This window comes from Frigidibacter sp. ROC022 (genome assembly GCF_024723735.1).
Taxonomy (GTDB): Bacteria; Pseudomonadota; Alphaproteobacteria; order Rhodobacterales; family Rhodobacteraceae; genus SLM-1.
The window spans coordinates 774,388-798,537 of sequence record NZ_JANQDU010000002.1; the positions used below are offsets into that span (position 1 = coordinate 774,388).

Genomic DNA, 24,150 nt, shown 5'->3' on the forward strand with positions numbered 1-24,150 from the left:
GGCCGATGCATCCCAATCCCGTCTTCCGTCAGGCCGACCGGGCCGAAGCTCTCGCAGATGCCCGGGCCCGCGGCTTCGGCACGCTGATGCGCAACGGCGATCCGGTGCCGATGGTCGCGCATGTGCCGTTCCTGCTCTCCGGCGACGGTGGAACCGCCGATCTGCACCTGACTCGCTCGAACCCGCTCGGCCGGACGCTCGACGCGCCATGCCCGGCGCTGATCGCGGTGGCCGGGCCGGACGGCTATGTCTCGCCCGACTGGTACGGGGTCGCGGATCAGGTGCCGACCTGGAACTATGTCGCGCTGCATCTGGTCGGACGGCTGGAGAAACGCCCCGAGGCCGAGCTGCCGGGCCTGCTCGACCGGCTCTCGGAGCATTTCGAATCGCGGCTGGCGCCCAAGCCGTTGTGGCGAACCACCAAGCTGGAGCCCGATTCGCTGGCCCGGATGCTGCGCATGATCGTGCCCTTCCGGTTTCATGTCGAAGAGATCCGCTCGACCTACAAACTGTCGCAGAACAAGCCCGACGACGCGCGGATCGCCGCCGCCCGGGCCATGGCCGCGAGTGGTTTCGGGCAGGAGGTGGCGGCGCTCTCCACCCTGATGGAAGAACCGCCGAAGTCGTGAATGGACAGCCCCCGGGCGCCGTCATACCCTGCCGTTCGTTGGCCACCCGGCCGCCGGAGGACATCTCATGCCGCTTCCCCTTGCCGCCATTGCCCCTGTCGCGCTGCGCTACGGCCTGCGCTACGGCTCTGTCGCCCTGGCCACCTGGGCCGTCGCCCGCGCCGCCCGGACCGGCACCCGCGACCAGAAGGCCGAGGACGCGCTCGACCGGATGCCGGAAGGCATGACGGCCCGGCGCGAGCCCGAACAGGGCAATGCCACGCTGCGCCTGCGCCGGGTGCTCCGCCGCAGGCCCGATGGACCGGGACTCGAAATCGATCTGGCCGCCCTGGGCCGCTTCCGCATCAGAAAGGTCTAAGCCCCGATGGGACTGAAACTCTACCACTCCCCCGCCTCGCCCTATGTCCGCAAGGTGATGATCACCCTGCACGAGACCCGGCAGCTGCCGCTGGTCGAGCTGATCCCGGCCGGGGGCCACCCGGTCGATCCCGGCACCATGCCGCTGTCGTTGAACCCGCTGGGCAAGATCCCGGCGCTGGAACGCGAGACCGGGCCGGCGCTCTATGACAGTCGGGTGATCTGCCGCTATTTCAACGACACCGGCAGGGGCACGCTTTATCCGGCGGGCGAGACGCTGTGGGATTCGCTGACCCTGGAGGCCACCGGCGACGGCATTGCCGATGCCGCGATCCTGATGATCTACGAAAGCCGGACCCGGCCCGAGGAAAAGCGCCACGATCCCTGGGTCGAAGGCCAGTGGGCCAAGATCGCCCGCGCCCTCGACGCGCTGGAAAGCCGCTGGATGGCGCATCTGCACGGGCCGTTCGACATCGGCCAGGTCGCGGTCGTCGCGGCGCTCGGCTATCTCGACCTGCGCCATGCGGCCCGCGACTGGCGCGCCGGCCGGCCCTCGCTGGCGGCCTGGGCCGGAAAGATGGCCGAAAGACCCTCGGTCAAGGCGACCATGCCCGAGGGCTGACCCCGCCGCCCGGGGGGCGGGGCCGATTCCGGGCGCCGGCGGCTAGAATTTGTAGCTGATGCCGAGGTTCAACGCATTGGTGACGATGTTGGTCTTCAGATAGCCGCCGTTGTCCAGGTCCACGTCGTTGCGCGAATAGGTCATCTTGTATTCGCCGAACATCGCCCATTTGTCGTTGAACGCATAGGAGACGCCGCCGATCAGCGTCGCCGCCGGGCCGCCGATCTGGTAGTTGAAGGTCCTGCCGCCGGAGGTCGTCACCTCGACATGCGGGACCGAGATGCCCAGGCCGGCGCCGACATAGGGCGTCCAGGCGCTGTCGTTCGGGAACCGGTACATCACGTTGCCGGTGAAGATGTTGATCCCGTCGGTGAATTCCAGCGTGGTGAACCCCGCCGCCGCCTTTTCGCTGTCCGGCGCATAGACCTTGGCGTGGTTGAATTCGAGCGCGAATCCCAGCCGGTCCGATTTCCACCAGGTCGCCCGCACCCCGTAATAGGGCGGCATCGCGAAGGACTTGCCCTGCCAGCCGATCAGTTCGTTGAAATCGCCCAGCCCGCCCGGGTCGTTGCCGCGCACCCGGCTGTGGGCGGCTTCCTGGCTGCCGAGATAGAAGCTCAGCTCGACCTCGGCCAGCGCCGGGCTGGCGGTGGTCAGCATCAATGCGGCAAGCGCGGCGGCGGTATGGCGTTTCATCTCGGGAGACCTTTGACTTGTCGAAATCCTTGCGGCGAGACTTAAAGGAATGCGGCGCAAGAGCAATGGGCAGAGTTGCCGCAGCCGGGCCTTCAGCGGTGCGGCGCCGGGGCCGCACTCGGCCCGGGCGCGACATTAGGTCCGCCGTTCTGCGCAATGTCCGCTGGACAAGCCCTTCACAGCGTCGTTAAAAGCCCCCCGGACGGCTACGCCCCGCGTGGCCGCGCGACCATGGCCGGCCCCCCGGCTGGAAGATGGAGATGAACGGTGTCCAACGCAGACCATCCCGAAGGCACACGCCGCGATTTCCTCTACTACGCGACCGGTGGAGCCGGCGCTGTGGTGGCTGGGGCCGCGGTCTGGCCGCTGATAAACCAGATGAACCCCTCGGCGGACGTGCAGGCCTTGTCGTCCATCCGGGTTGACATATCGGGGGTCGAGGTTGGCACCCAGCTGACCGTCAAGTGGCGCGGCAAGCCGGTCTTCATCCGCCGCCGCACCCAGGAAGAGATTGCCGCCGCCCGGGCCGTCCCGCTGGAGGACCTGGTTGACAAGAACGCCGAGAACGAGAACCTGCCCGCCAGCGCCGAGGCCACCGACGAGAACCGCGCCCTGAGCGAGGACGGCGAATGGCTGGTGATGCTCGGCGTCTGCACCCACCTGGGCTGCGTGCCGATCGGCAACGCCTCGGGCGATTTCGGCGGCTGGTTCTGCCCCTGCCACGGCTCGCACTACGATACTGCCGGACGGATCCGCAAAGGTCCGGCCCCGCGAAATCTCGACATTCCCATCGTTGCCTTCGACGGCGACACCACGATCGTTCTCGGCTGACCGGAGGCATAGATGGCTGGTATCCCGCACGACCACTACGAGCCCAAGTCTGGCTTCGAGAAATGGCTGCACAACCGCTTGCCGGTAGTGTCGCTGCTCTATGACACGCTGATGATCCCGACCCCCCGGAACCTGAACTGGTGGTGGATCTGGGGCATCGTCCTGGCCTTCTGCCTGGTGCTGCAGATCGCCACCGGCATCGTGCTGGCCATGCATTACACGCCGCATGTCGATCTGGCCTTCGCCTCGGTCGAGCACATCATGCGCGACGTGAACGGCGGCTACATGCTGCGCTACATGCATGCCAACGGCGCCACGCTGTTCTTCCTGGCGGTCTATATCCATATCTTCCGCGGCCTGTTCTACGGCTCCTACAAGAGCCCGCGTGAAGTCACCTGGATCGTCGGCATGCTGATCTACCTGGCGATGATGGCGACCGGCTTCCTCGGCTACGTCCTGCCCTGGGGCCAGATGTCCTTCTGGGGTGCCACCGTCATCACCGGCCTGTTCGGCGCGATTCCCTTCATCGGGCCCGACCTGCAGACCTGGCTGCTCGGCGGCCCGGCGGTGGACAACGCCACGCTGAACCGCTTCTTCTCGCTGCACTACCTGCTGCCCTTCGTGATCGCGGCGCTGGTCGTGGTCCATATCTGGGCCTTCCACACCACCGGCAACAACAACCCGACGGGTGTCGAGGTGCGGCGCGGCTCCAAGGCCGAGGCCGAGAAGGACACGCTGCCCTTCTGGCCCTATTTCGTGATCAAGGACCTCGTCGGCCTGGCGATCGTCCTGACGGTCTTCTTCGCCGTCGTCACCTACATGCCGAACTACTTCGGCGAGCCCGACAACTATATCGAGGCGAACCCGCTGAAGACCCCGACGCATATCGTGCCGGAATGGTATTACCTGCCGTTCTACGCGATCCTGCGGGCCTTCACCTCGGATGTCTGGGTGGTGCAGATCGCCGGCGTCCTGACCGGCGGCATCATCGACGCCAAGTTCTTCGGCGTGCTGGCGATGTTCGGTTCGATCTTCGTCATGGCGCTGGTGCCCTGGCTCGACACCTCCTCGGTCCGCTCGGGCCGCTACCGGCCGATGTTCCGCTGGTGGTTCTACCTGCTGGTGATCGACTTCGTGGTGCTGATGTGGTGCGGCTCGCAGCCTGCCGAACCGCCCTATTCGACCATCTCCCTGATCGGGGCCGCCTACTGGTTCGCGTATTTCCTGGTCATCCTGCCGATCCTCGGCGTGATCGAGAAACCGCAGACCCCGCCGGCGACGATCGAGGACGACTTCAACGCGCATTACGGCGCCGGCGAAACCCCGGCCGAGTGAGAAAGGTATCATGATGCGGAAATTCGCAATCACACTCGCCTCGGCCCTGATGCTCGCCACGCCTTCGGTGGCGTCCGAGACCGGGCATATCGAGGATGTGGCCTTCCCCTGGGAAGGACCGTTCGGAAGCTTCGACCAGTTTCAGCTGCAACGCGGCCTGCAGGTCTTTACCGAGGTTTGCTCGGCCTGCCACGGCCTGCGCTACGTGCCGTTCCGGGAACTGGGCGACGAAGGCGGCGTCGGCCTGCCGGTGGAACAGGTTCGCGCCTATGCCGCGCAGTTCGACATCTACGATCCCGAGCTGGACGACACCCGCCCGGGCATCCCGTCGGACCACTTCCCGACCTCGGCGCTCGACAACGCCCCGGACCTCAGCCTGATGGCCAAGGCGCGCAAGGGCTTCTCCGGCCCCTACGGGCTGGGCATCAACCAGTTCCTGCGCGGGATCGGCGGGCCGGAATACATCGTCGCCATTCTGACCAGCTATACCGGCGAAGAGAAGGAAGAGGCGGGCACCACGCTTTACGGGAACTCGGCCTTCCCGGGCGGCTGGATCGCGATGCCGCCGCCGCTGGAAGACGGTCTCGTGACCTACGACCCCGAACATGCGAACGACCTGCATCACGAAGCGATGGACGTCGCCGCCTTCCTGACCTGGGCCTCGGAGCCCAAGATGATGGCCCGCAAGCATGTCGGTTTTGTCGGGGTCGGCTTCCTGATCATCCTCTCGGCGCTGCTCTACCTGACCAACAAGCGGATCTGGGCACCCTACAAGGGCCGCAAGATCACCGCCAAGAAGGCCTGAGACCCAGGCAAGGATCGCAACGAACGATGATGAACGCGCCCCTTGGGGCGCGTTTTTCGTTGCTGGCCTTGCTGATGACAGGATGTCTCGCCAGGGATCGGTCCGTCTTGCCGAACTGCCAGGCCATGTTCCCGACCCGGATGCTCTTGTTCCTGATCTATCTGCTGGCGATCAACGCCGCTGCCTATGTCGCCTTCCACCACGACAAGCGATGCGCCGTCGCGGGGGATTGGCGGATTCGCGAGTCCACCTTGCTCTGGCTGGCTTTTCTGGGTGGCGGCGTGGCGGCGAAACTTGCGCAGCACAGGTTCCGCCACAAGACCCGCAAGCAACCCTTTGCCCGGCTGTTGAATGTCATGCTGCTGGCGAACCTGCTCGCCATTCCCGCCATGGCCGTCACCCTGGCGCAGTTACCGCCCGGCGGCGCTCCTGCCTTCCTGTCCGCAGGGCCGGGCCCCGAGAGCCCGGCCACGCGCTCCCGAAGGCCGCACCGCTTCGGCTCGGGAGCCGGCGGCGAAGCCCGGGGCGGCACTGCCCGGAACTGACTCCGGGGTCAGGCCCGGACCAGTTTCTCGTAGGCCGTCGAGATGTCCTTGACCATCTGGCCGACCTCGAAGCTGTAGTCGCCGATCTGCCCGACCGGAGTCACCTCCGCCGCCGTCCCGGTCAGCCAGCATTGCTGAAAGCCTTCCAGCTCTTCCGGCAAGATGTGGCGTTCGTGGACCTTGACCTGCTGTTCCCTCAGCATCTCCAGCACCGTCTGCCGGGTCAGCCCGTTCAGGAAGCAGTCCGGCAGCGGCGTATGCACCTCGCCATCCTTGACGAAGAAGATGTTCGCCCCGGTCGCCTCGGCGACATAGCCGCGATAGTCGAACATCATCGCGTCCGAACAGCCCTTGGCCTCGGCCGCGTGCTTGGACATCGTGCAGATCATGTAGAGCCCGGCCGCCTTGGCATGGCAGGGGATGGTCTCGGGCGAGGGGCGCTTCCACTTGGAAATGTCCAGCTTCGCGCCCTTGAACTTGGCGTCGCCGTAGTAGTTGCCCCATTCCCAGCCGGCGACCGCCAGCCGCACCGGGTTGCGCTTGGCCGAGACGCCCATGTCGGGCCCGGCACCGCGCCAGGCGATCGCGCGCACATAGGCATCGGTCCAGCCGTTCGCCTTCAGCATCTCGTATTTGGCCGCCTCGATCTCGTCCACCGTGTAGGGGATCTCGAAATCCAGCATCGAGGCCGAACTCCGCAGCCGTTCCGAATGCTCGCGGCCCCGGAAGATCTTGCCGTTGTAACAGCGTTCGCCCTCGAACACGGACGAGGCATAATGCAGCGCATGGGTCAGCAGGTGCACATTGGCGTCGCGCCAATCGACCAGTTTTCCGTCCATCCAGATCTTGCCGTCCCGATCATCATATGCCCCGGTCATTGCTGTCTCCTTCATCGTCCGGCCATTGCCGCTTTGCATAAGTTGCGCCAACTAGGTCCGCATCGGACATAATATTGCGCCAAATCTGCGGATCACTACCGATTCGGGCTTGGAAAGTCAACAAGGCTGACTTAAAATGAGGCACAAGAAATATCACGATCCACCAACCAGAATCGGAATGCCATGGCCGACGCGGGAGGAACCGGAACCACGGGCGACAGCCTGCTGTTCCTGACGGACGAACAGCTTCGCAAGGGGATCGAGGCGATGTTCTTCGCCTATCGTGGCTTTACCGCTGACCCCGACCGAATCCTGGAAGACTATGCCTATGGCCGCGCCCACCACCGGGCGCTGCATTTCATCAACCGCTCGCCCGGCACCACCGTGACCAACCTGCTGGCGATCCTCGGCGTCACCAAACAGTCCCTGAACCGGGTCCTGCGCAGCCTGATCGAAGACGGGCTGGTCGAAAGCAGCGTCGGTCGCAACGACAAGCGCGAGCGGCATCTGTCGCTGACCCCGCGCGGGCTGGAACTGGAGAAGAAGCTCTCCGACGCCCAGACCGCCCGGATGCGCGCCGCCTATCGCGCCGCCGGACCCGAGGCTGTGGCCGGCTTCCGCCAGGTGCTCGAGGCGATGATGGACCCGGATCAGCGCCGCCACTTCAACCTGCTCAAGGATCAGCCGGGGTGACGGTCCAGCCTGATACCCACCTGCTGGTCGTCGATGACGACGCGCGGATCCGGGGGCTGCTGCAGAAATTCCTGATCCGCCACGGCTTCTGCGTCACCGTCGCCCGCGATGCCGCCCAGGCCCGGCGTCTGCTGGCAGGGCTGGAGTTCGATCTGATCGTGCTCGACGTGATGATGCCGGGCGAGGATGGCATCTCGCTGGCCGGCGACCTGCGGCCCCGGATCAATACCCCCATCCTGATGCTCACCGCCCGTGGCGAGACCGACGACCGGATCGCCGGGTTCGAGGCCGGGGCCGACGACTATCTGCCGAAACCCTTCGAGCCGAAGGAACTGCTGCTGCGGATCAACGCCATCCTGCGAAGGATGCCGCCCTCGGCCTCTTCCGAAGAAACGCCGAAACTGCTGACCCTCGGCCCGGTGCGCTATGATCTCGACCGCGGAGAGATGTGGCGCGGCGAGACGCTGATCCGTCTTACCGCGACCGAATCGCAGCTGATGCGAATCTTCTCCTCGCGCCCGGGTCAGCCTGTCTCGCGCCAGGAACTGGTTGATGACCTCGGTCGGGGCGGTGCCGAGGGCGGGGCCCAGGAACGCGCGGTGGACGTGCAGATCACCCGCCTGCGCCGCAAGATCGAGACCGATCCGAAACAGCCCCGCTACCTGCAGACCGTGCGTGGCGCCGGCTACATGCTGGCGCCTGACTAGTCACAGCCCGGCGGCGGCATCGCGACATCATCGTGCCAGTCGGTCACCGGCATCGGCGCCAGGCTGGTCCGTACCTCGCGCCGGCCGCTCTTCACGTCCAGAATTCCCTTGCCGGTCAGAAGGTTCAGGTCGCAGCTCCCGCCGGCATCGAGATCCAGCGTGTCGTACCAGGCATAAGTCACCCCGGCGACCATATAGGCGTTCCTGCGATAGGCGATGGTCAGGGTCAGGTGCCAGCGGTTGCGCCCGATCGCCTCGTTCATCGAGGTCAGCCGCACCGAGCCGTTGGCCGCCACATCCAGTTCCGGCTGCTGCCCGATCCCGCCCATCCAGGCGACGTCCTCGGCTATGACGACCCCGCCGCCGGTATTCTCGATCACCAGATCGACGCTCCCGTCGCTGTCGATCAGCGAGAAACGTTCCACCTTCCCGTCCCCGTTCAGGTCCGATGACACCATCGGTCCGATCGGCCCGGCCCAGGCCGGACCGGCCAGCAGTCCCGCGGCGATGAGTGCTTTGAACATTGTGGCCTCCCTTGGCTGCACCCAGCCTTGTCCGCTCGCGGCCCGCTTGGCAAGCCGCGCCGGAGCCGCTACCCAAGTTCCACCGACTCGCGACCGGTCGGATCCTCATACGGGAGACGCCGCGATGCAGGCCATCGACATGCCCATCCTGTCAGCCGGCACCCCGGCACCCGGCGCGGCCGGGCAGGGCAGGGCAGCATGACCACCACCTGGTACAGCCACGAGGATTGCCACCAGCACCTGATGCCCGAGGGCCACCCCGAACGCGTGGCCCGGCTCGAGGCCGTGACCGCCGGGCTGGCGCCTCTGGAGCTTTCCCGCATCCCGGCCCCGCTGGCGGCCGAGTCCGAAATCCTGCGCTGCCACCCGCAACGCTATCTCGACCGGATCAGGGCCAGCATCCCGAAGCAGGGTCTGGCCGCGCTCGACGGTGACACTTTCCTCTCGCCCGGATCGCTGACCGCGGCCCTGCGCGCCATCGGCGGCTGCAATGCGGCCGTGGATGCGGTTCTGTCGGGGCGGGCGCTCAATGCCTTCTCGGGCTGTCGCCCCCCCGGCCACCATGCCGAAGCCGAAACCCCGATGGGCTTCTGCCTGTTCGGCACCGCCGCCATCGCGGCGAAATACGCGCTGGATCACCACGGGCTCGAACGTGTCGCGATTGTCGATTTCGACGTCCACCACGGCAACGGCACCCAGGCGTTGCTCTGGGACGAACCGCGCGTCCTGTTCTGTTCCTCGCATCAGATGCCGCTGTTTCCCGGCACCGGCGCTGCCTCGGAAACCGGCGCCCACGGGCAGATCGTCAACGCGCCCCTGTCTCCGGGCAGCGACGGAGAGGCGATGCGGAAGGTCTATGAACGCGAGATTCTGCCTGCCGTGGACGGTTTCGCGCCCGAGCTGATCCTGATCTCGGCCGGCTTCGACGCACATGAGGCCGACCCGCTGGCGAATCTCGACTGGATCGAGGACGATTTCGCCTGGATCACCGAGGCCCTGGCGGGTCTTGCCGATATCCACTGCGGCGGGCGCATGGTCTCGACTTTGGAGGGCGGCTATGATCTTCCTGCCCTCGCCGCCAGCGTCGCGGCACATGTGGGCGTGATGAAGGAGCGGGGCGCATGACCGAAACCGCAGACATGAGTTTTGAACAGGCCATGGCCGAACTGGAAAAGGTTGTCGGCCAGCTGGACAAGGGCGACGTGCCGCTGGAAGAGTCGATCCGGCTCTACCAGCGCGGGGCCGAGCTGAAGGCGCATTGCGAAGCCAAGCTCGAAGCAGCCCAGGAAAAGGTCGCGGCCCTGATGACCGATGCCGAGGGCAACCCGACCGGCACCAAAGCGGTCGAAGGCCTGTAAATGTTCCAAACCCGGCTGGACGAGACGGCGGCGCTGGTCGGCGCGCGTCTGGAAGCCGTCTTGCTGCCGCTCGGCGATCTGCCGGTCGTGCAGGCGATGCGCTATGCGGTCGCAGGCGGCAAGCGGATGCGCGCCTTCCTGGTGCTGGAAAGCGCCCGGCTGCACGGGCTCGCGCCGGACCGGGCCATGCAGGCGGCGGCGGCGGTCGAGGCGATGCACGCCTATTCGCTGGTGCATGACGATCTGCCCTGCATGGATGACGACGCGCTGCGGCGGGGTCAGCCCACGGTGCATGTGAAATGGGACGAGGCGACGGCGGTGCTGGCCGGCGACGGCCTTCAGGCGCTGTCCTACGAACTGCTTTCCGATCCCGCCTGCCATCCCGATCCCGCCGTGCGTCTGGCGCTGATTCAGGGTCTGGCAAAGGCTTCCGGCGCCTCGGGCATGGTCCGTGGCCAGGCCCAGGACATTGCCGCCGAAACCGCCGCAACGCCCCTGACCCTGCCCGAGATCACCGAGTTGCAGGCCAACAAGACCGGCGCCCTGATCCGCTGGTCGGCCTGCGCAGGGGCGGTCATGGCCGGCGCCGACCCGGGTCCGCTGGCGGCCTATTCCGATGCGCTCGGCCTCGCCTTCCAGATCGCCGACGACCTGCTCGACGCCACCGGCGACATCGCCAAGACCGGCAAGGCGGTCGGCAAGGACGCGGCGGCGGGCAAGGCGACCTTCGTATCGCTGCTTGGCCTTGACGGTGCCCGGACCCGTGCCGAAACTCTGGTGCAGACCGCCGAGTCCGCCCTTGCGCCCTATGGCAAAAAGGCGGAACCCTTGCGACAGGCCGCCCGCTTCGTTATCTCGCGCGAGACCTGATCCAGCCCCGGAGGGCGCCCGCATCATGCCCGACCAGCCAGCCAATCGTCCCGCAACCCCGCTTCTGGACCGCATCCACACGCCGTCCGACCTGAAGGTTCTGTCGGATGCCGAACTGCGCCGCCTGGCCGGCGAACTGCGGGCCGAAACGATCTCGGCGGTATCGGAAACCGGCGGCCATCTGGGCGCCGGCCTGGGCGTCGTCGAACTGACCGTGGCCCTGCACGCGGTCTTCGACACCCCGCGCGACCGGCTGATCTGGGACGTCTCGCATCAGTGCTACCCGCACAAGATCCTCACCGGCCGCCGCGACCGTATCCGCACACTGCGGCAGAAGGGCGGTCTCTCGGGCTTCACCAAGCGTTCCGAGTCACCCTACGACCCCTTCGGCGCCGCCCACAGCTCCACCTCGATCTCGGCCGCCCTCGGTTTTGCCGTGGCCCGCGATCTCGGCGCCGCGCCCGATCCGGCCCTGGGCGATGCCATCGCGGTGATCGGCGACGGCGCGATGTCGGCCGGCATGGCCTTCGAGGCGATGAACAACGCCGGCCATCTCGACAAGCGGCTCTTCGTCGTGCTCAACGACAACGAGATGTCCATCGCGCCCCCGGTCGGCGCTCTCTCGGCGCATCTCTCGCGGCTCTATTCCGGCGCCCCGTTCCAGGAGCTGAAGGCCGCCGCCAAGGGCGCCGTCTCGCTGCTGCCGGAACCCTTCCAGGAAGGCGCCCGCCGCGCCAAGGAGGTGCTCAAGGGCATCGCCGTCGGCGGCACCCTCTTCGAAAGCCTCGGCTTTTCCTACATCGGCCCGATCGACGGCCATGACCTCGACCAGCTGCTGCCGGTCCTGCGCACCGTCAAGGCGCGGGCCACCGGGCCGGTGCTGATCCATGTCATCACCAGGAAGGGCAAGGGCTATGCCCCGGCCGAAGCCGCCCGGGACAAGGGCCATGCCACCGGCAAGTTCGATGTCCTCACCGGCGCCCAGAAGAAGGCCCAGTCGAACGCGCCCAGCTATACCCGCGTCTTCTCGGATGCGCTGATCGCCCAGGCCGAGACGGACCCCCGCATCGTCGCCATCACCGCCGCCATGCCCGACGGCACCGGGCTCGACCGGTTCCACGACCGCTTCCCGACCCGCTGCTTCGATGTCGGCATTGCCGAGCAGCACGCCGTCACCTTCTCGGCCGGACTGGCGGCGGCGGGAATGCGGCCCTTCTGCGCGCTCTATTCGACCTTCCTGCAACGCGGCTACGACCAGGTGGTGCACGACGTGGCGATCCAGCGCCTGCCGGTCCGCTTCGCCATCGACCGCGCCGGTCTGGTCGGCGCCGACGGGGCGACCCATGCCGGCGCCTATGACATCGCCTTTCTCTCCAACCTGCCCGGTTTCGTCGTCATGGCGGCGGCGGATGAATCCGAGCTGGTCCATATGGTCGCCACCGCGGTGCAGCACGACTCGGGGCCGATCGCCTTCCGCTACCCGCGCGGCGAAGGCGTCGGGGTGGACATGCCCGAGGTCGGCGTGCCGCTGGAAATCGGCAAGGGCCGGATCGTCCGCGCCGGCGGGCGGGTCGCGCTCCTGTCCTTCGGCACCAGGCTGGCCGAGGTCGAAAAGGCCGCCGAAAGCCTCTCTAACAAGGGGATTTCGCCCACCATCGCGGATGCCCGCTTTGCCAAGCCGCTGGACCGCGCGCTGATCCTGCAGCTTGCCGCCGAGCATGAGGTGCTGATCACCATCGAAGAGGGCGCCATCGGCGGCTTCGGCAGCCAGGTCGCGCAACTCCTGGCCGAAGAGGGGATCTTCGACAACGGCTTGAAATTCCGCTCCATGGTCCTGCCCGACATCTTCATCGACCAGGCCACGCCCGAAGACATGTATGCCACCGCCGGGCTGAACGCCGCCCAGATCGAGACCAAGGTGCTCGACACGCTCGGCATCGTCGGCATCGCCTCGCGCCGGGCGTGAGCGGGGCGGCGCAAGCGCCGCCTGCACCGCGCTCCGGCTAACCGGGCAGACCGCCGATCTTCTCCGAGGCTTCGATCTCGTCGATCCAGTCCGCCCGGTCGTCATGGCAGATGCGCGCGTCGGGGCGCATCCCGAGCCGGCTGTCCAGCGACCCGGCCGGTACCACCAGCAGGGCGCCATCCATCTGGAGCATCGGCAGGGCAGAGCCGCAATGCGTGCAGAAGCTCTTGGCATGCCGGGTCTCGGGGAGCCGGAAGGTCCGGATCGACTCCTGCCCCGAAAGCCAGGTGATCCCGGCGCTGCCGGAAAACAGATTCGCCGAATGCGCCGACCCGGTATCCTTGCGGCAACGTGCGCAGTGGCACAGGAAGAAGCTCTCGAACGGGCCGTCGATCCGAAACCGGACCGTGCCGCAGAGACAGCTTCCAGACGCCGAATGATCCACTGCCAACGGTCCTTCCTGTGTGCGTGCGGCGCGGATGCGGAACTTCCGCGGGGGCCGCATAGGCTGGCGTTGCTCTAGTCTCTGCCCCCGGGCTGGTCAACGTCGGGGGGGGCGACCAAGGCTTTCCCGTGCCCGGCTCCCGGACCAAGAGGTTCCTGCTCTGCAAGTTCATGCCATTCAACGGGGGTTCACCCCGCGCGATTTCGCTACCAGGGTCCCGCGGTCGGTGTTCCGGATGAGCGAAGCTGCGGCGCTCGGTGTGATGTTGAGGGGTATCGCGAGGGCGCTTCCGTGATCGCCGCCTGCACCCGCGAAGTGGCCGAGACCAAGGAGAGGGACGCCCCCGACTGTGGCCGGAAGGAAGGTTGCCCGATGGCCTTCGTGACGCAACAGGAGTAGTGGGTGGCGGGCAATTTGCGGCTTCGTGCTGAATTGGGTCCGCACGGGAATCCGTGGTGTTAGCCAGCCACTGCTCTAAGCGATGTTTAGCCTTCGCGAAGCTACCGCCTGTCCTGACGCGACGCTCTAGGGTTAAGGTGGGCGCAACCGTTTGCGGCTACGTTTTGTCAGGACCGGAAAGAGAATGTTCGATACAAGAAGCACAGATCAAGGCACCAACCTGATGACTATCGGCTATGAGGGAGCTGTCCTCGCTGATTTTATCGAAACACTCAAACTCTCCGGGGTCCGGTCTCTCATTGATGTGCGTGAGCTACCGCTTTCTCGCAAGAAGGGGTTCTCCAAGACAGCGCTTCGAAATGCGGTTGAAGAAGCTGGAATTGCGTATCTGCATGAACGTCAGCTAGGTGATCCAAAACCCGGTCGGGACGCGGCCAGATCTGGCGACATGGAAACATTTTCGCGAATCTTTCACGCGCATATTCAGAGCCCTGAGTCTCGTGAAGCCTTGAAAAGCCTTCTCCCAATTGTCGCAATGGGGGGGGCTTGTCTATTGTGCTTCGAACGAAACCATGAATACTGCCATCGCAATATCGTTGCAAATGAGTTAAGTAAACTGGCAAGGATAGAACTGTTGCATATCGGGGTCAGTCAAGGCATTGCAGGGCGGAAATAACTGGTCAGAGGCAGTCATTCTTATTAAGGCTGCGCCTGTAATTGGGCAAAAGCACGGTGAAACGGTTTGCTGCGCCGGCTTGGACCTCTACGGAAACTGGCTTCGACTCTATCCTGTTTCGTTTCGCGTTCTTGAGGAAGGAAAACGCTTCAGGCGATGGGACAGGGTGAAGTTTGCATGGCGGAGGCCGTCAAACGACCCAAGAATTGAAAGCCGTCATGTAAATAGCCAGACGCTTGAAATTATTGGTTCTGTTCCAAAATCCGAGCGTCCGAACCTATTGAACAAGCAGATCGTGTACAGCCTTAGACGGGAACAGGAGGCTGGCCGTTCTCTGGCTCTCCTCAAACCAGAGATCATTGGTTTCAAGATCGTAAAGAAGTCCAGCGAGACGCTAGCTGAACAGCAGCGGGCCATCGACTTGTTCCACTCACAGGAGGACATGTTCATACCGCGCCCAGCAGTTCCCGTGAAAGCTTGTCCTTTTGCGTTCAAGTATCGGTATAGAACAGAGGATGGAGTTCGCGAGGGAACATGTCAGGACTGGGAGACCGAGGCCACCTTTTTCCATTGGCGAAACCGATACGGGGAGAAAGGAGCACTGGAAAGAATGGAGGATCAGTTTGGGTCGCGTCTACCTCAGCGCGGTCTGTATTTCGCCATGGGAACCCATTCTCTCTATCCTGAAACGTGGCTAATTAACGGTCTGGTGCAGCTAGACCCCCCGGAACAGGGCACGTTGTTCTGAAGAAATCCGGGGGCCCGAAAACGAACTAGAGACTATCATAGCGGGTTCCTTCGTTCGGATTGACGCTGAGACCAATAGTCGTCCCCCAGTCGTTGACAGGCCATTAACCATACTGGCCGTCCCCACGGCTTTCCCTTGAAAATCAGTGGCTTGACCCCCCGTCCCCATGGGGACGCCCCGAGTCCGCCTCCAGAAGCGCCCTCAATCCGGTCCGGTAGTCCGGGTATTTCAGCCGAATCCCGAGCCCGGTCTTGATCCGGTCGTTCCGGACCCGCTTCGATTCGGCATAGAAGGAGCGGGCCATCTCGCTCATCGCGGCGCTTTCGAAATCCTCGGCCGGCGGCACCGGCAGGCCCAGCAGCCGGGCGGCTTCCTCGATCACCGCTTCCGGCGGCGCCGGGTCGTCGTCGCAGAGGTTGTAGACCGCCCCCGGATCGGGCCGCGCCATCGAGGCCGCCAGGACCTGCGCGATATCCTCGACATGGATGCGGCTGAAGACCTGCCCCGGCTTCACGATCCGCCGCGCCGTCCCCTTGCGGACCTTCTCGAAAGGCCCCCGTCCCGGCCCGTAGATCCCCGCCAGCCGAAACACGTGCAGCGGCAGGGCGGATGCCTCGGCCAGCGCCCGCCACTCGGCCTCGGCCGCCACCCGCCACCTGCCGCGCCGGGTCGTGGGCGTCAGAGGAGTCGTCTCGTCCACCCAGCCGCCGCCATGGTCGCCATAGACCCCGGTGGTCGAGAGATAGCCGACCCATTGCAGATGTCCCGCCGCGCCGCCGATCGCATCGCCCAGGGCCCGCAACACCGGATCGCCATCGGCATCCGGCGCCACCGAGATCAGCAGATGCGTCGCCTCGGCCAGCGCCAGGCCCAGGTCATCTCCCGGCCAGACCAGCCCCCGCGTCGCGTCCGCGCCAAACCCGACCGCCGCGCGACTCGTCCCGGTCACCTGCCAGCCCCGCGCAACCAGCATCCGGCCCAGAACCCGCGCCGAATAACCGTGACCGATGGACAGGAGGTTGGACATCCGGATGATCCCTGACAGGGTTGGGGGGCTTGCAGAGCAGCTGTATCTTATGACAATTGGTTCATGGAACCCCAACGATCCCTCCCCCCGAACAACTGGGCCGATGTCGCCCCCCGCCTGATCGCCGTTGCTGCCGGCCGTGCACCGGCCGATCTGGTGATCCGCAATGGCATCTGGGTCAATGTGCAGAGCCGCGAGCTGTTGCCGCAGTCCGACATCGCGATCGCCGAGGGCCGCTTCGCCTATTGCGGCCCCGACGCCGGCCCCTGCATCGGCCCCGAGACCGAGGTCATCGATGCAGAGGGCGCCTACATGATCCCCGGCCTGATCGACGGCCATATGCATATCGAATCCGGGATGCTCACCCCGGCGGAATTCGCCCGCGCCATCATCCCGCACGGCACCACCACGATCTTCACCGACCCGCATGAAATCGCCAATGTCCTGGGCCTGGCCGGGGTCAGGCTGATGCATGACGAGGCTCTGATGCAGCCGATCAACATCTGGACCCAGATGCCCAGCTGCGCCCCCTCGGCGCCCGGGCTGGAAACCACCGGCTTCGAGATCACTGCCGAGGATGTCGCGGAAGCGATGCAATGGCCGGGCATCATCGGGCTGGGTGAGATGATGAACTTTCCGGGCGTCATAGCTGCCGACCCGCAGATGCTGGCCGAGATGGCGGCGACGATGCGGGCCGGCAAGGTGGTGGGCGGGCATTACGCCAGCCCCGACAAGGGCCATGCCTTTGCCGCCTATGCCGCAGGTGGCCCGGCCGACGACCACGAGGGAACCGCCGAATCCGATGCCATTGCCCGCGTCCGGCTGGGGATGCGTTCGATGATGCGGCTGGGCTCGGCCTGGTATGATGTCGAAAGCCAGATCACCGCGGTCACCGAAAAGGGGCTCGACCCGCGCAACTTCATCCTTTGCACCGACGACAGCCATTCGGGCACCATCGTCAACGAAGGCCACATGAACCGCGTTGTCAGACACGCGATTGCCTGCGGATGCGAGCCTCTGGTGGCGTTGCAGATGGCGACGATCAACACCGCCACCCATTTCGGGCTGGAGCGTGAGCTTGGCAGTATCGCGCCGGGGCGGCGGGCCGACCTGATCCTGACATCGGATCTGACCACGCTGCCGATCGAGCGGGTGATCGCGCGCGGCGTCACGGTGGCGCGGGACGGCAAGGGCCTGGTCGATTGCCCGCATCTGGACTGGCCCGAGGAGAGCCGCCGGACCGTCCATCTGCGCCGCCCGATCACCGCCGAGGACTATGTGATCAAGGCCCCTGCGGGGGCCAATGCGGTGGTCGCCAAGGTGATCGGCGTGGTCGAGAACCAGGCCCCGACCAAGGCGCTGACGGCCGAGCTTTCGGTGTCGGATGGCGCGGTGCAGGGCGACCCGGACAAGGATGTCTGCCAGATCGCGCTGGTCGAGCGGCACCGGGCCACCGGCGGGGTGGTGAACGGTTTCGTCTCGGGCTTCGGCTACAAGGGCCGGATGGCGATGGCGAGCACGGTGGCGCATGACAGCCACCACATGATCGTGGTCGGCACCTCGCGTGAGGACATGGCCCTGGCGGCGAACCGTCTGGCCGAGGTCGGCGGTGGCATCACCGTCTTCAAGGACGGGGCCGAGATCGCGCTTGTCGAACTGCCGATCGCCGGGCTGATGTCCGACAGCCCCGCGTCCGAGGTCGCCGCCAAGGCCGAGCGCATGGTTGCCGCCATGGCCGAGGTCGGCTGCACCCTGAACAACGCCTATATGCAGCATTCGCTGCTGGCGCTCGTGGTGATCCCCGAGCTGCGCATTTCCGATCTGGGGCTGGTCGATGTGACCCGCTTCGAGATCACCGAATTGATCGAGAAGACCCTATGACATTAGACCCTGACTTGCCGATTCAGACACCAAATCCGCATCCGCCGCAGGCATTCGACAATGCCGCGGATGCCGTGGACCGGCTGTTGCAGCTGTATGACGAGGCGACCGCATTCCTGGTCGAGAAGTTCCGCGGCGTGCTGGCTGCCGAGGTGCCGGCCAGCCGCTATCGCGCCTTCTACCCGGAGATCCGCTTTACCACGACCAGCTATGCCCAGACCGACAGCCGCCTGTCCTTCGGCCATGTCGCGGTGCCGGGCACCTATTCCACCACGGTGACCCGGCCCGACCTGTTCCGCAACTACCTGCTGCAACAGATCGGCCTGCTGATCGAAAACCACCGTTCGCTTGTCACCATCGGCATCTCGAAAACCCCGATTCCGGTGCATTTCGCGGTGGCGGGCGACCATGCCACCACGATCCCGCAGGACGGTGCGCTGGACTTTCCGCTGCGTGATGTCTTCGACGTGCCCGATCTGAGCACCACCAATGACGACATCGTCAACGGCGTCGGCGTGATGAATGCCGATGGTTCGGGCCCGCTGGCGCCCTTCACCGCGCAGCGGATCGACTATTCGCTGGCCCGGCTGTCGCATTACACGGCGACCGCGCCCGAGCATTTCCAGAACCACGTCCTGTTCACCAACTACCAGTTCTACGTGGACGAGTTCGAAGCCTATGCCCGGGCCATGCTGGCCGATCCGAATTCGGGCTATACCGCCTTTGTCGGGCCCGGAAACTCGGTGCTGACCGATCCGGACGGGGTACTGCCGCCGCATGACAAGACCCCGCAGATGCCGACCTATCACCTGCAACGGCCGGGCTCGGCCGGAATCACCTTGGTCAACATCGGCATCGGCCCGTCCAACGCCAAGACCATCACGGACCATATCGCCGTGCTGCGGCCGCATGCCTGGCTGATGGTCGGCCATTGTGCCGGGCTGCGGAACAGCCAGCGGCTGGGCGATTTCGTTCTGGCGCATGGCTATCTGCGCGAGGATCACGTTCTGGACGACGATCTGCCGGTCTGGGTGCCGATCCCGGCCCTGGCCGAGATCCAGATTGCCCTGGAGGATGCGGTCGAGGCGGTCACCGCGCTGGAAGGCTTCGAGCTGAAGCGGATCATGCGGACCGGCACCGTCGCGACGATCGACAACCGCAACTGGGAGTTGCGCGACCAGTCCGGCCCGGTGCAGCGGCTGTCGCAGTCGCGCGCCATCGCTCTGGACATGGAAAGCGCCACCATCGCGGCCAACGGATTCCGCTTCCGGGTGCCTTACGGGACGCTGCTCTGCGTGTCCGACAAGCCGCTGCACGGAGAGTTGAAACTACCTGGAATGGCCTCGGATTTCTACAAGACCCAGGTTGCGCGGCACCTGTTGATCGGGGTCCGGGCGATGGAAATTCTGCGCGAAATGCCCTTGGAACGCATCCATTCGCGCAAGCTGAGGTCGTTTGAAGAGACCGCATTCCTCTGATAGAGCCGGATTTTCCAATAAAATAAGCGAAAAACGCCCCTGCACGCATACAATTTCTTGTGCATCCCCACAATATTCAGCTATTTTCGCGCAGGAAGTCCCCAAGGAAGGGGCGAACGAGGAGAACAAGAATGGCTACGAAACCGATGACCAAGGCCCAGCTCGTCACCGCCCTGGCGGAGAAGATGGGGACCGACAAGAAATCCGCATCGGCTGCGCTGGACGCGATCAGCGAGATCATCACCGCCGAAGTCTCGGCCGGTGGCGCAGTCACCATTCCGAACGTCGGCAAGATCCTGTGCCGCGCCCGGCCCGAGCGCATGGTGCGCAACCCGGCCACCGGCGAGCAGGTCAAGAAGCCGGCCGACAAGGTCGTCAAGATGACCATCGCCAAGGCCCTGAAAGACAGCGTCAACGGCTGAACATGTTTCGGCCCCGCGGGGCTGGACGGAAAAGGGTCGCCTTCGGGCGGCCCTTTTTCTTTGCGGGGTGGCGGATCAGCGGGCGCCGAGACGGGCCAACACCCGCGCCGGAATGCCCAGGGCGCGGATCACCGGGCGGTGGTCGCGCAGTCCGCAGGCCTCGCGCTGGATGAAATAGCGCCAGACCGCTTCGGCGGCGTCGCCCAGGCGGGCCTCGTCCCCATCCGTCAGCGCGGCGAGCGCCGCTTCGACCCGGCGTCCGGCATGGCCCAGGGCGCTGGCCTGCTCGGCCCGCATCTCGTGTTCCAGCGTGCTCTGCCCGGTCTCGACCGAAAGCAGCAGGGCGCGATGCGGAGGCAAGGACGGCGGCATGGGCAAAGTCTACCCCAGTTTGGCCTTGGCCGTCACCTTGGCGCCGTCGATCGTGAAGACGATGCTGCCCCTGTCCCGGTCGATCGGGGTCCTGACCGGGCAGACATGCGGTCCTTGCTGCCCGTCCGGGGCGCGGCGCCTGATGCATGGCAGCCCTGCGCGTGCCGCGCTTGTGCCCGCCGATGCATCCGCTAGGCTCGCCGGACCGGCGCCGGGGAGGGGCACCATGGATATTCGTTCCCTGCTGATGGGTCTGAGCTTCGCCTTCATCTGGTCCTCGGCCTTCACCTCGGCCCGCTACATCGTTCTCGAGGCGCCGCCGCTTTCGTCCCTGGCGCTGAGATTCACGGTTTCCGGGCTGATCGGCATCGCGCTGGCGCGGATGCTGGGCCAGAGCTGGCGGTTGAGCCGGGGTCAGTGGCGGGCGACGGTGGTCTTCGGCCTGTGCCAGAATGCACTCTATCTTGGGTTCTACTGGGTCGCGATGCAGTGGGTCGAGGCCGGGCTGGCCTCGATCCTGGCGGCGACCATGCCGCTGATCGTCGCTGCCCTGGGCTGGGGGCTCTATCGCGAGAAGGTGCCGCCGCTGGGGCTGGCCGGGCTGGTGGCAGGCTTTGCCGGGGTCGCGTTGATCATGGGATCGCGGCTGAACGGCGGGGCCGACCCGCTGGGCCTGGTGTTCTGTGTCATCGGGGTGCTGGCGCTGGCGGTGGCGACGCTGTCGATGCGGGGCGCGTCCTCGGGCGGCAATGTGCTGATGGTGGTCGGGTTGCAGATGCTGATCGGCGCGGCGGCGCTGACGCCATTCGCGCTGACCGAAAGCTGGACCACCCCGCCCAGCACCACGTTCATCGTGGCGTTCGCCTATACGGTCCTGGCGCCGGGCCTGCTGGCGACCTGGATCTGGTTTCGGCTGGTGGCGCGGATCGGGGCCACCCGCGCCGCCACCTTCCACTTCCTGAACCCGGTCTTCGGCGTCGGCATCGCGGCGGTTCTGCTGGGCGAGCGGATGAGCCTGCTGGACCTTGTCGGCGTGGTCATCGTCACGCTGGGGATTCTGGCGGTGCAGCTTTCGGCCCGGCCGGGCGCGGCGGCGCGGCGGGCCGCGCGAGAGGCTGGAGGAGAGGGCGCGTCGCCGGCGGGGCTGGGCCGGACCCCGTGAAGTCCGGCCGCCTGGCGCGGCCTCTCAGTCCGCAATCGCCTTGGAGTCGTCGGCAAAGGCCCGTTTCGCCGCCGGGCGATCCCGGCAGCGAGCCACCCAGTCCTGGATCGCCGGCACCTCCGGGGTCAGCGCGGCCTGCCAGCTGAAGGTCGAGGCGACGATCAGGTCGGCCACGGTATAGCGCTCGCCGCAGAGATAGGGCGCGGTCTCCAGCGCTGTCCGCAGGCGCCGGGTGGCTTCGGCCATCCCGCGGAAGGTGCGCGCCAGGCCGGGATGCTCGATCCCAAGCGTCTTGAAGACCACCAGCGGTTCCAGCACATCGCCATACCAGGCCAGCCAGGACAGGTAGCGCCCGCGCATCGGGTCGCCGGGCGGCACACCCAGCCCGGACTCGGGGAACAACTCGGCCAGATACTGGGCAATCGCGGTGCTCTCCCAGATCTCGACGCCGTCATGGACCAGCATCGGCACCTTGCCCTCGGGATGGGGATTGGCCGGGTCGGCGCTGCCCGAACCATCGTGGCGGACGACCTGTACCTGCCGGATCGTCACGGCATCCTCGGCGCCGAGTTCGTGGACCAGTTGCACCAGTCGGGTCGAGCGGGACATCGGTGCGTGATAGAGGGTGATCATGGGGTTGTGCCTTTCCGAAGCGGTTGTGAATGCGGCCGGTTTACGCCTAGGCTCCTGTCAGTTTCCGTCAGGACCGAAATGTCGAAATCCGATCGCCTGTTCCGCCTGCTGCACCTGCTGCGAACTTTGCCCGCCCCGGTGACGGCGGCGCGGCTGGCCGGGGAATCGGGGGTTTCGGAGCGGACGCTCTATCGCGATATCGAGACCCTGCGCGCCGGCGGGGCGCTGATCGACGGCGCTCCGGGCTATGGCTATACGCTGACCGAAGACCCGGCCCTGCCGCCGCAGATGTTCACCCGGCTGGAAGTCGAGGCGCTGGTGCTGGGGTTGGCCGAGGTGCAGCAGGCCGGCGACCGGGAGCTTGTCGATGCGGCCGAGGCGGCGCTGGCCAAGATCGTCGCCACCCTGCCGGACCGGGTCCAGCGGCAGGCGCTGCATTCGGTGTTGCAGGTCTACAAATGGAACCGCCCGCCGGCGCCGCCCGCCGCGATCGGGACGATCCGGGAAGCCTGCTGGGAGGAGCGGGCGCTGGATATCACCTATGAGGATGCGCAGGGGTTCCGCAGCGAACGGCGGGTCTGGCCGCTGTCGGTGGTCTTTCTCGACAACGCGCAGGCCCTGCTGGCCTGGTGCTGCCTGCGGCAGGCGCTGCGCAAGTTCCTGTTGCAGCGAATCGTCGAGGTCCGCGAGACCGACGAGAGCTTCCGTCCGAAACGGGTGCCCTTGCTGCGCGAGTTCCTGGAGCAGTTGCAGGGCGGATAGGGGCCGGGCCCGGAGGTCAGCCGATCCGGCCGCCGCCGGTTCCGACCTGGCCGCGATGCAGAAGCAGGTGGTCGGCCAGCACCAGCGCCATCATCGCCTCGCCCACCGGCACCGCGCGGATGCCGACACAGGGGTCGTGGCGGCCCTTGGTGACGATCTCGCGCTCGACCCCGTCCACGTCGATGGTCTTGCGCGGGGTCAGGATCGACGAGGTCGGCTTGACCGCGAAACGCAGGACCACGTCCTGGCCCGAGGAAATGCCGCCCAGGATCCCGCCCGCATGGTTCGAGGAGAAGACCGGCTTCCCGTCATTGCCCATGAAGATTTCGTCGGCATTGGCGACCCCGGTCAGCGACGCCGCCGCCATGCCTTCGCCGATCTCGACACCCTTGACCGCGTTGATCGACATCATCGCCGAGGCCAGATCACTGTCCAACTTGCCGTAAATCGGCGCGCCGAGGCCGGCGGGCACGCCCGAGGCCACCAGTTCGATCACCGCGCCGACCGAGTTGCCGTCCTTGCGCAGCCCGTCCAGATAGTCCGACCAATCCTCGGCCGCCGTCGCATCGGGCACCCAGAAGGGGTTGCGCTCGATCTCGGCCAGGTCGAAGCGGGCGCGGTCGATGTGCCGGTCGCCCATCTGCACCATGTAGCCGGTGATCTTCAGGCCGGGCACCAGCGCCTTGAGCACCTCGCGCGCCACGCCGCCCGCGGCCACCCGGGCCGCCGTCTCGCGGGCCGAGGAGCGGCCGCCGCCGCGATAGTCCCGCACGCCGTATTTCTGCCAATAGGTGATGTCGGCATGACCGGGGCGGAAGCTGCGGGCAATCTCGCCATAGTCCCGGGAGCGCTGGTCGGTGTTCTCGATCATCAGCGAGATCGGGGTGCCGGTGGTCACGCCCTCGAACACGCCCGAGAGAATCCGCACCGCGTCGGCCTCGCGCCGCTGGGTGGTGAATTTCGACTGGCCGGGTTTGCGGCGGTCGAGCCAGTGCTGCAGCATGGTCTCGTCCAGGGCCACGCCGGGCGGGCAGCCGTCCACCACGGCGCCAAGCGCCGGGCCATGGCTTTCACCCCAGGTGGTCATGCGGAACAGATGTCCGAAGCTGTTCAGGCTCATGTCGGGCTCCTTCTGCGCGGGCATAGCCATGCAAGCGGCCTGTCGCAACGCCTTTCCTCTTGCCGAGGTCGCGACTTCGCCCTAACTCTTGCCCTACCTCGGGGTGCTCCTTCCGGAGCTGAGATGCGCAAGCGAACCCGTCGAACCTGAACCGGCTAGCACCGGCGGAGGGAAGGTGAGCGTCAGCCTCCTTTACCCCTTTGCCACGG

28 protein-coding genes and 1 riboswitch are annotated in these 24,150 nt (G+C 66.1%); of the genes, 20 read left to right on the forward strand and 8 right to left on the reverse strand.

Going from position 1 to position 24,150, the window contains the following annotated elements; all coding sequences use genetic code 11:
- Positions 1-5: 5 nt before the first annotated feature.
- From NUW50_RS10500 to NUW50_RS10510, 3 genes are all read left to right on the forward strand, one after another.
- Positions 6-629, forward strand: coding sequence for an FMN-binding negative transcriptional regulator (locus tag NUW50_RS10500; protein WP_258289056.1), 624 nt, complete (start codon positions 6-8; stop codon positions 627-629).
- Between the two features lie 67 nt (positions 630-696).
- Positions 697-987 carry a hypothetical protein gene (locus NUW50_RS10505; RefSeq protein ID WP_258289057.1) on the forward strand — a complete coding sequence of 97 codons (291 nt, stop codon included), beginning with the start codon at positions 697-699 and terminating at the stop codon, positions 985-987.
- A gap of 12 nt (positions 988-999) precedes the next feature.
- A complete protein-coding gene (locus tag NUW50_RS10510) occupies positions 1,000-1,608 on the forward strand; it encodes a glutathione S-transferase (RefSeq protein ID WP_258289317.1) in 609 nt (202 codons plus the stop codon).
- 42 nt (positions 1,609-1,650) lie between these two features.
- Here the strand turns inward: NUW50_RS10510 and NUW50_RS10515 are convergent, their stop codons facing one another.
- On the reverse strand, positions 1,651-2,304 hold the full coding sequence (locus NUW50_RS10515) for an outer membrane protein (RefSeq protein WP_258289058.1): 654 nt from the start codon (positions 2,302-2,304) through the stop codon (positions 1,651-1,653).
- Between the two features lie 267 nt (positions 2,305-2,571).
- On the opposite strand from NUW50_RS10515, the gene petA reads away from it, so the two are divergent.
- From petA to NUW50_RS10535, 4 genes are all read left to right on the forward strand, one after another.
- Positions 2,572-3,135, forward strand: coding sequence for a ubiquinol-cytochrome c reductase iron-sulfur subunit (gene petA, locus NUW50_RS10520; RefSeq protein WP_258289059.1), 564 nt, complete (start codon positions 2,572-2,574; stop codon positions 3,133-3,135).
- Positions 3,136-3,147: 12 nt separating this feature from the next.
- Entirely contained in the window at positions 3,148-4,470 is a 1,323-nt protein-coding gene (gene petB / locus NUW50_RS10525; protein WP_258289061.1) for a cytochrome b, read from the forward strand.
- Between the two features lie 10 nt (positions 4,471-4,480).
- On the forward strand, positions 4,481-5,275 hold the full coding sequence (locus NUW50_RS10530) for a cytochrome c1 (RefSeq protein WP_258289062.1): 795 nt from the start codon (positions 4,481-4,483) through the stop codon (positions 5,273-5,275).
- A gap of 107 nt (positions 5,276-5,382) precedes the next feature.
- Positions 5,383-5,820, forward strand: a complete 438-nt coding sequence (locus NUW50_RS10535; RefSeq protein ID WP_258289063.1) for a DUF1294 domain-containing protein — start codon at positions 5,383-5,385, stop codon at positions 5,818-5,820.
- Positions 5,821-5,828: 8 nt separating this feature from the next.
- On the opposite strand, the gene NUW50_RS10540 is transcribed toward NUW50_RS10535, so the two are convergent.
- Positions 5,829-6,698 (reverse strand): branched-chain amino acid aminotransferase, encoded by an 870-nt coding sequence (locus tag NUW50_RS10540; RefSeq protein WP_258289064.1) that lies wholly within the window; start codon positions 6,696-6,698, stop codon positions 5,829-5,831.
- 183 nt (positions 6,699-6,881) lie between these two features.
- Here NUW50_RS10540 and NUW50_RS10545 point away from each other — a divergent pair, with 183 nt between their 5' ends.
- Positions 6,882-7,391, forward strand: a complete 510-nt coding sequence (locus tag NUW50_RS10545) for a MarR family winged helix-turn-helix transcriptional regulator (protein ID WP_258289065.1) — start codon at positions 6,882-6,884, stop codon at positions 7,389-7,391.
- Positions 7,388-8,098, forward strand: coding sequence for a response regulator (locus NUW50_RS10550; protein ID WP_258289066.1), 711 nt, complete (start codon positions 7,388-7,390; stop codon positions 8,096-8,098). Before NUW50_RS10545 ends, NUW50_RS10550 begins: the two co-directional genes overlap by 4 nt.
- Here the strand turns inward: NUW50_RS10550 and NUW50_RS10555 are convergent.
- The gene (locus NUW50_RS10555) at positions 8,095-8,622 is read right to left on the reverse strand and encodes a hypothetical protein (RefSeq protein WP_258289067.1); all 528 of its coding nucleotides are present in this window, start codon (positions 8,620-8,622) and stop codon (positions 8,095-8,097) included. The genes NUW50_RS10550 and NUW50_RS10555 overlap by 4 nt on opposite strands.
- 198 nt (positions 8,623-8,820) lie before the next feature.
- Between NUW50_RS10555 and NUW50_RS10560 the strand changes: the two genes are divergently transcribed.
- The 4 genes from NUW50_RS10560 to dxs are packed head-to-tail and all read left to right on the forward strand — an operon-like array spanning position 8,821 to position 12,816.
- A complete protein-coding gene (locus tag NUW50_RS10560) occupies positions 8,821-9,747 on the forward strand; it encodes a histone deacetylase family protein (RefSeq protein WP_258289068.1) in 927 nt (308 codons plus the stop codon).
- The gene (locus NUW50_RS10565) at positions 9,744-9,980 is read left to right on the forward strand and encodes an exodeoxyribonuclease VII small subunit (RefSeq protein WP_258289069.1); all 237 of its coding nucleotides are present in this window, start codon (positions 9,744-9,746) and stop codon (positions 9,978-9,980) included. Before NUW50_RS10560 ends, NUW50_RS10565 begins: the two co-directional genes overlap by 4 nt.
- A complete protein-coding gene (locus tag NUW50_RS10570) occupies positions 9,981-10,850 on the forward strand; it encodes a polyprenyl synthetase family protein (RefSeq protein WP_258289070.1) in 870 nt (289 codons plus the stop codon).
- Positions 10,851-10,875: 25 nt separating this feature from the next.
- Positions 10,876-12,816 (forward strand): 1-deoxy-D-xylulose-5-phosphate synthase, encoded by a 1,941-nt coding sequence (dxs, locus tag NUW50_RS10575; RefSeq protein ID WP_258289071.1) that lies wholly within the window; start codon positions 10,876-10,878, stop codon positions 12,814-12,816.
- Between the two features lie 37 nt (positions 12,817-12,853).
- Here dxs and NUW50_RS10580 read toward each other — a convergent pair whose 3' ends face one another.
- Positions 12,854-13,261, reverse strand: a complete 408-nt coding sequence (locus tag NUW50_RS10580; protein WP_258289072.1) for a GFA family protein — start codon at positions 13,259-13,261, stop codon at positions 12,854-12,856.
- A 583-nt stretch (positions 13,262-13,844) separates the two neighbouring features.
- Between NUW50_RS10580 and NUW50_RS10585 the strand changes: the two genes are divergently transcribed.
- On the forward strand, positions 13,845-14,336 hold the full coding sequence (locus NUW50_RS10585; RefSeq protein WP_258289073.1) for a DUF488 domain-containing protein: 492 nt from the start codon (positions 13,845-13,847) through the stop codon (positions 14,334-14,336).
- A gap of 79 nt (positions 14,337-14,415) precedes the next feature.
- Positions 14,416-15,084, forward strand: coding sequence for a hypothetical protein (locus NUW50_RS10590; protein ID WP_258289074.1), 669 nt, complete (start codon positions 14,416-14,418; stop codon positions 15,082-15,084).
- A gap of 142 nt (positions 15,085-15,226) precedes the next feature.
- On the opposite strand, the gene NUW50_RS10595 is transcribed toward NUW50_RS10590, so the two are convergent.
- Positions 15,227-16,111 carry an SDR family oxidoreductase gene (locus NUW50_RS10595; RefSeq protein WP_258289075.1) on the reverse strand — a complete coding sequence of 295 codons (885 nt, stop codon included), beginning with the start codon at positions 16,109-16,111 and terminating at the stop codon, positions 15,227-15,229.
- Positions 16,112-16,174: 63 nt separating this feature from the next.
- On the opposite strand from NUW50_RS10595, the gene ade reads away from it, so the two are divergent.
- The 3 genes from ade to NUW50_RS10610 all read left to right on the forward strand — a co-directional run bounded on the left by ade (position 16,175) and on the right by NUW50_RS10610 (position 19,892).
- Positions 16,175-17,992 (forward strand): adenine deaminase, encoded by a 1,818-nt coding sequence (ade, locus tag NUW50_RS10600; RefSeq protein WP_258289076.1) that lies wholly within the window; start codon positions 16,175-16,177, stop codon positions 17,990-17,992.
- On the forward strand, positions 17,989-19,470 hold the full coding sequence (locus NUW50_RS10605; RefSeq protein WP_258289077.1) for an AMP nucleosidase: 1,482 nt from the start codon (positions 17,989-17,991) through the stop codon (positions 19,468-19,470). The genes ade and NUW50_RS10605 overlap by 4 nt, the downstream gene beginning before the upstream one ends.
- 131 nt (positions 19,471-19,601) lie before the next feature.
- Entirely contained in the window at positions 19,602-19,892 is a 291-nt protein-coding gene (locus tag NUW50_RS10610) for an HU family DNA-binding protein (protein ID WP_258289078.1), read from the forward strand.
- Between the two features lie 75 nt (positions 19,893-19,967).
- Here NUW50_RS10610 and NUW50_RS10615 read toward each other — a convergent pair whose 3' ends face one another.
- Positions 19,968-20,264, reverse strand: coding sequence for a DUF6665 family protein (locus NUW50_RS10615; RefSeq protein WP_258289079.1), 297 nt, complete (start codon positions 20,262-20,264; stop codon positions 19,968-19,970).
- Positions 20,265-20,490: 226 nt separating this feature from the next.
- Between NUW50_RS10615 and NUW50_RS10620 the strand changes: the two genes are divergently transcribed.
- On the forward strand, positions 20,491-21,426 hold the full coding sequence (locus NUW50_RS10620; RefSeq protein WP_258289080.1) for a DMT family transporter: 936 nt from the start codon (positions 20,491-20,493) through the stop codon (positions 21,424-21,426).
- 24 nt (positions 21,427-21,450) lie between these two features.
- Here NUW50_RS10620 and NUW50_RS10625 read toward each other — a convergent pair whose 3' ends face one another.
- Entirely contained in the window at positions 21,451-22,059 is a 609-nt protein-coding gene (locus NUW50_RS10625) for a glutathione S-transferase family protein (protein ID WP_258289081.1), read from the reverse strand.
- Positions 22,060-22,137: 78 nt separating this feature from the next.
- Here NUW50_RS10625 and NUW50_RS10630 point away from each other — a divergent pair, with 78 nt between their 5' ends.
- Complete coding sequence (locus NUW50_RS10630) at positions 22,138-22,821, forward strand: helix-turn-helix transcriptional regulator (RefSeq protein WP_258289082.1); 684 nt, start codon at positions 22,138-22,140, stop codon at positions 22,819-22,821.
- A gap of 16 nt (positions 22,822-22,837) precedes the next feature.
- Here the strand turns inward: NUW50_RS10630 and aroC are convergent, their stop codons facing one another.
- Positions 22,838-23,941, reverse strand: a complete 1,104-nt coding sequence (gene aroC / locus NUW50_RS10635) for a chorismate synthase (protein WP_258289083.1) — start codon at positions 23,939-23,941, stop codon at positions 22,838-22,840.
- 89 nt (positions 23,942-24,030) lie between these two features.
- A riboswitch (TPP riboswitch) is annotated at positions 24,031-24,131 on the forward strand.
- Positions 24,132-24,150: the final 19 nt, after the last annotated feature.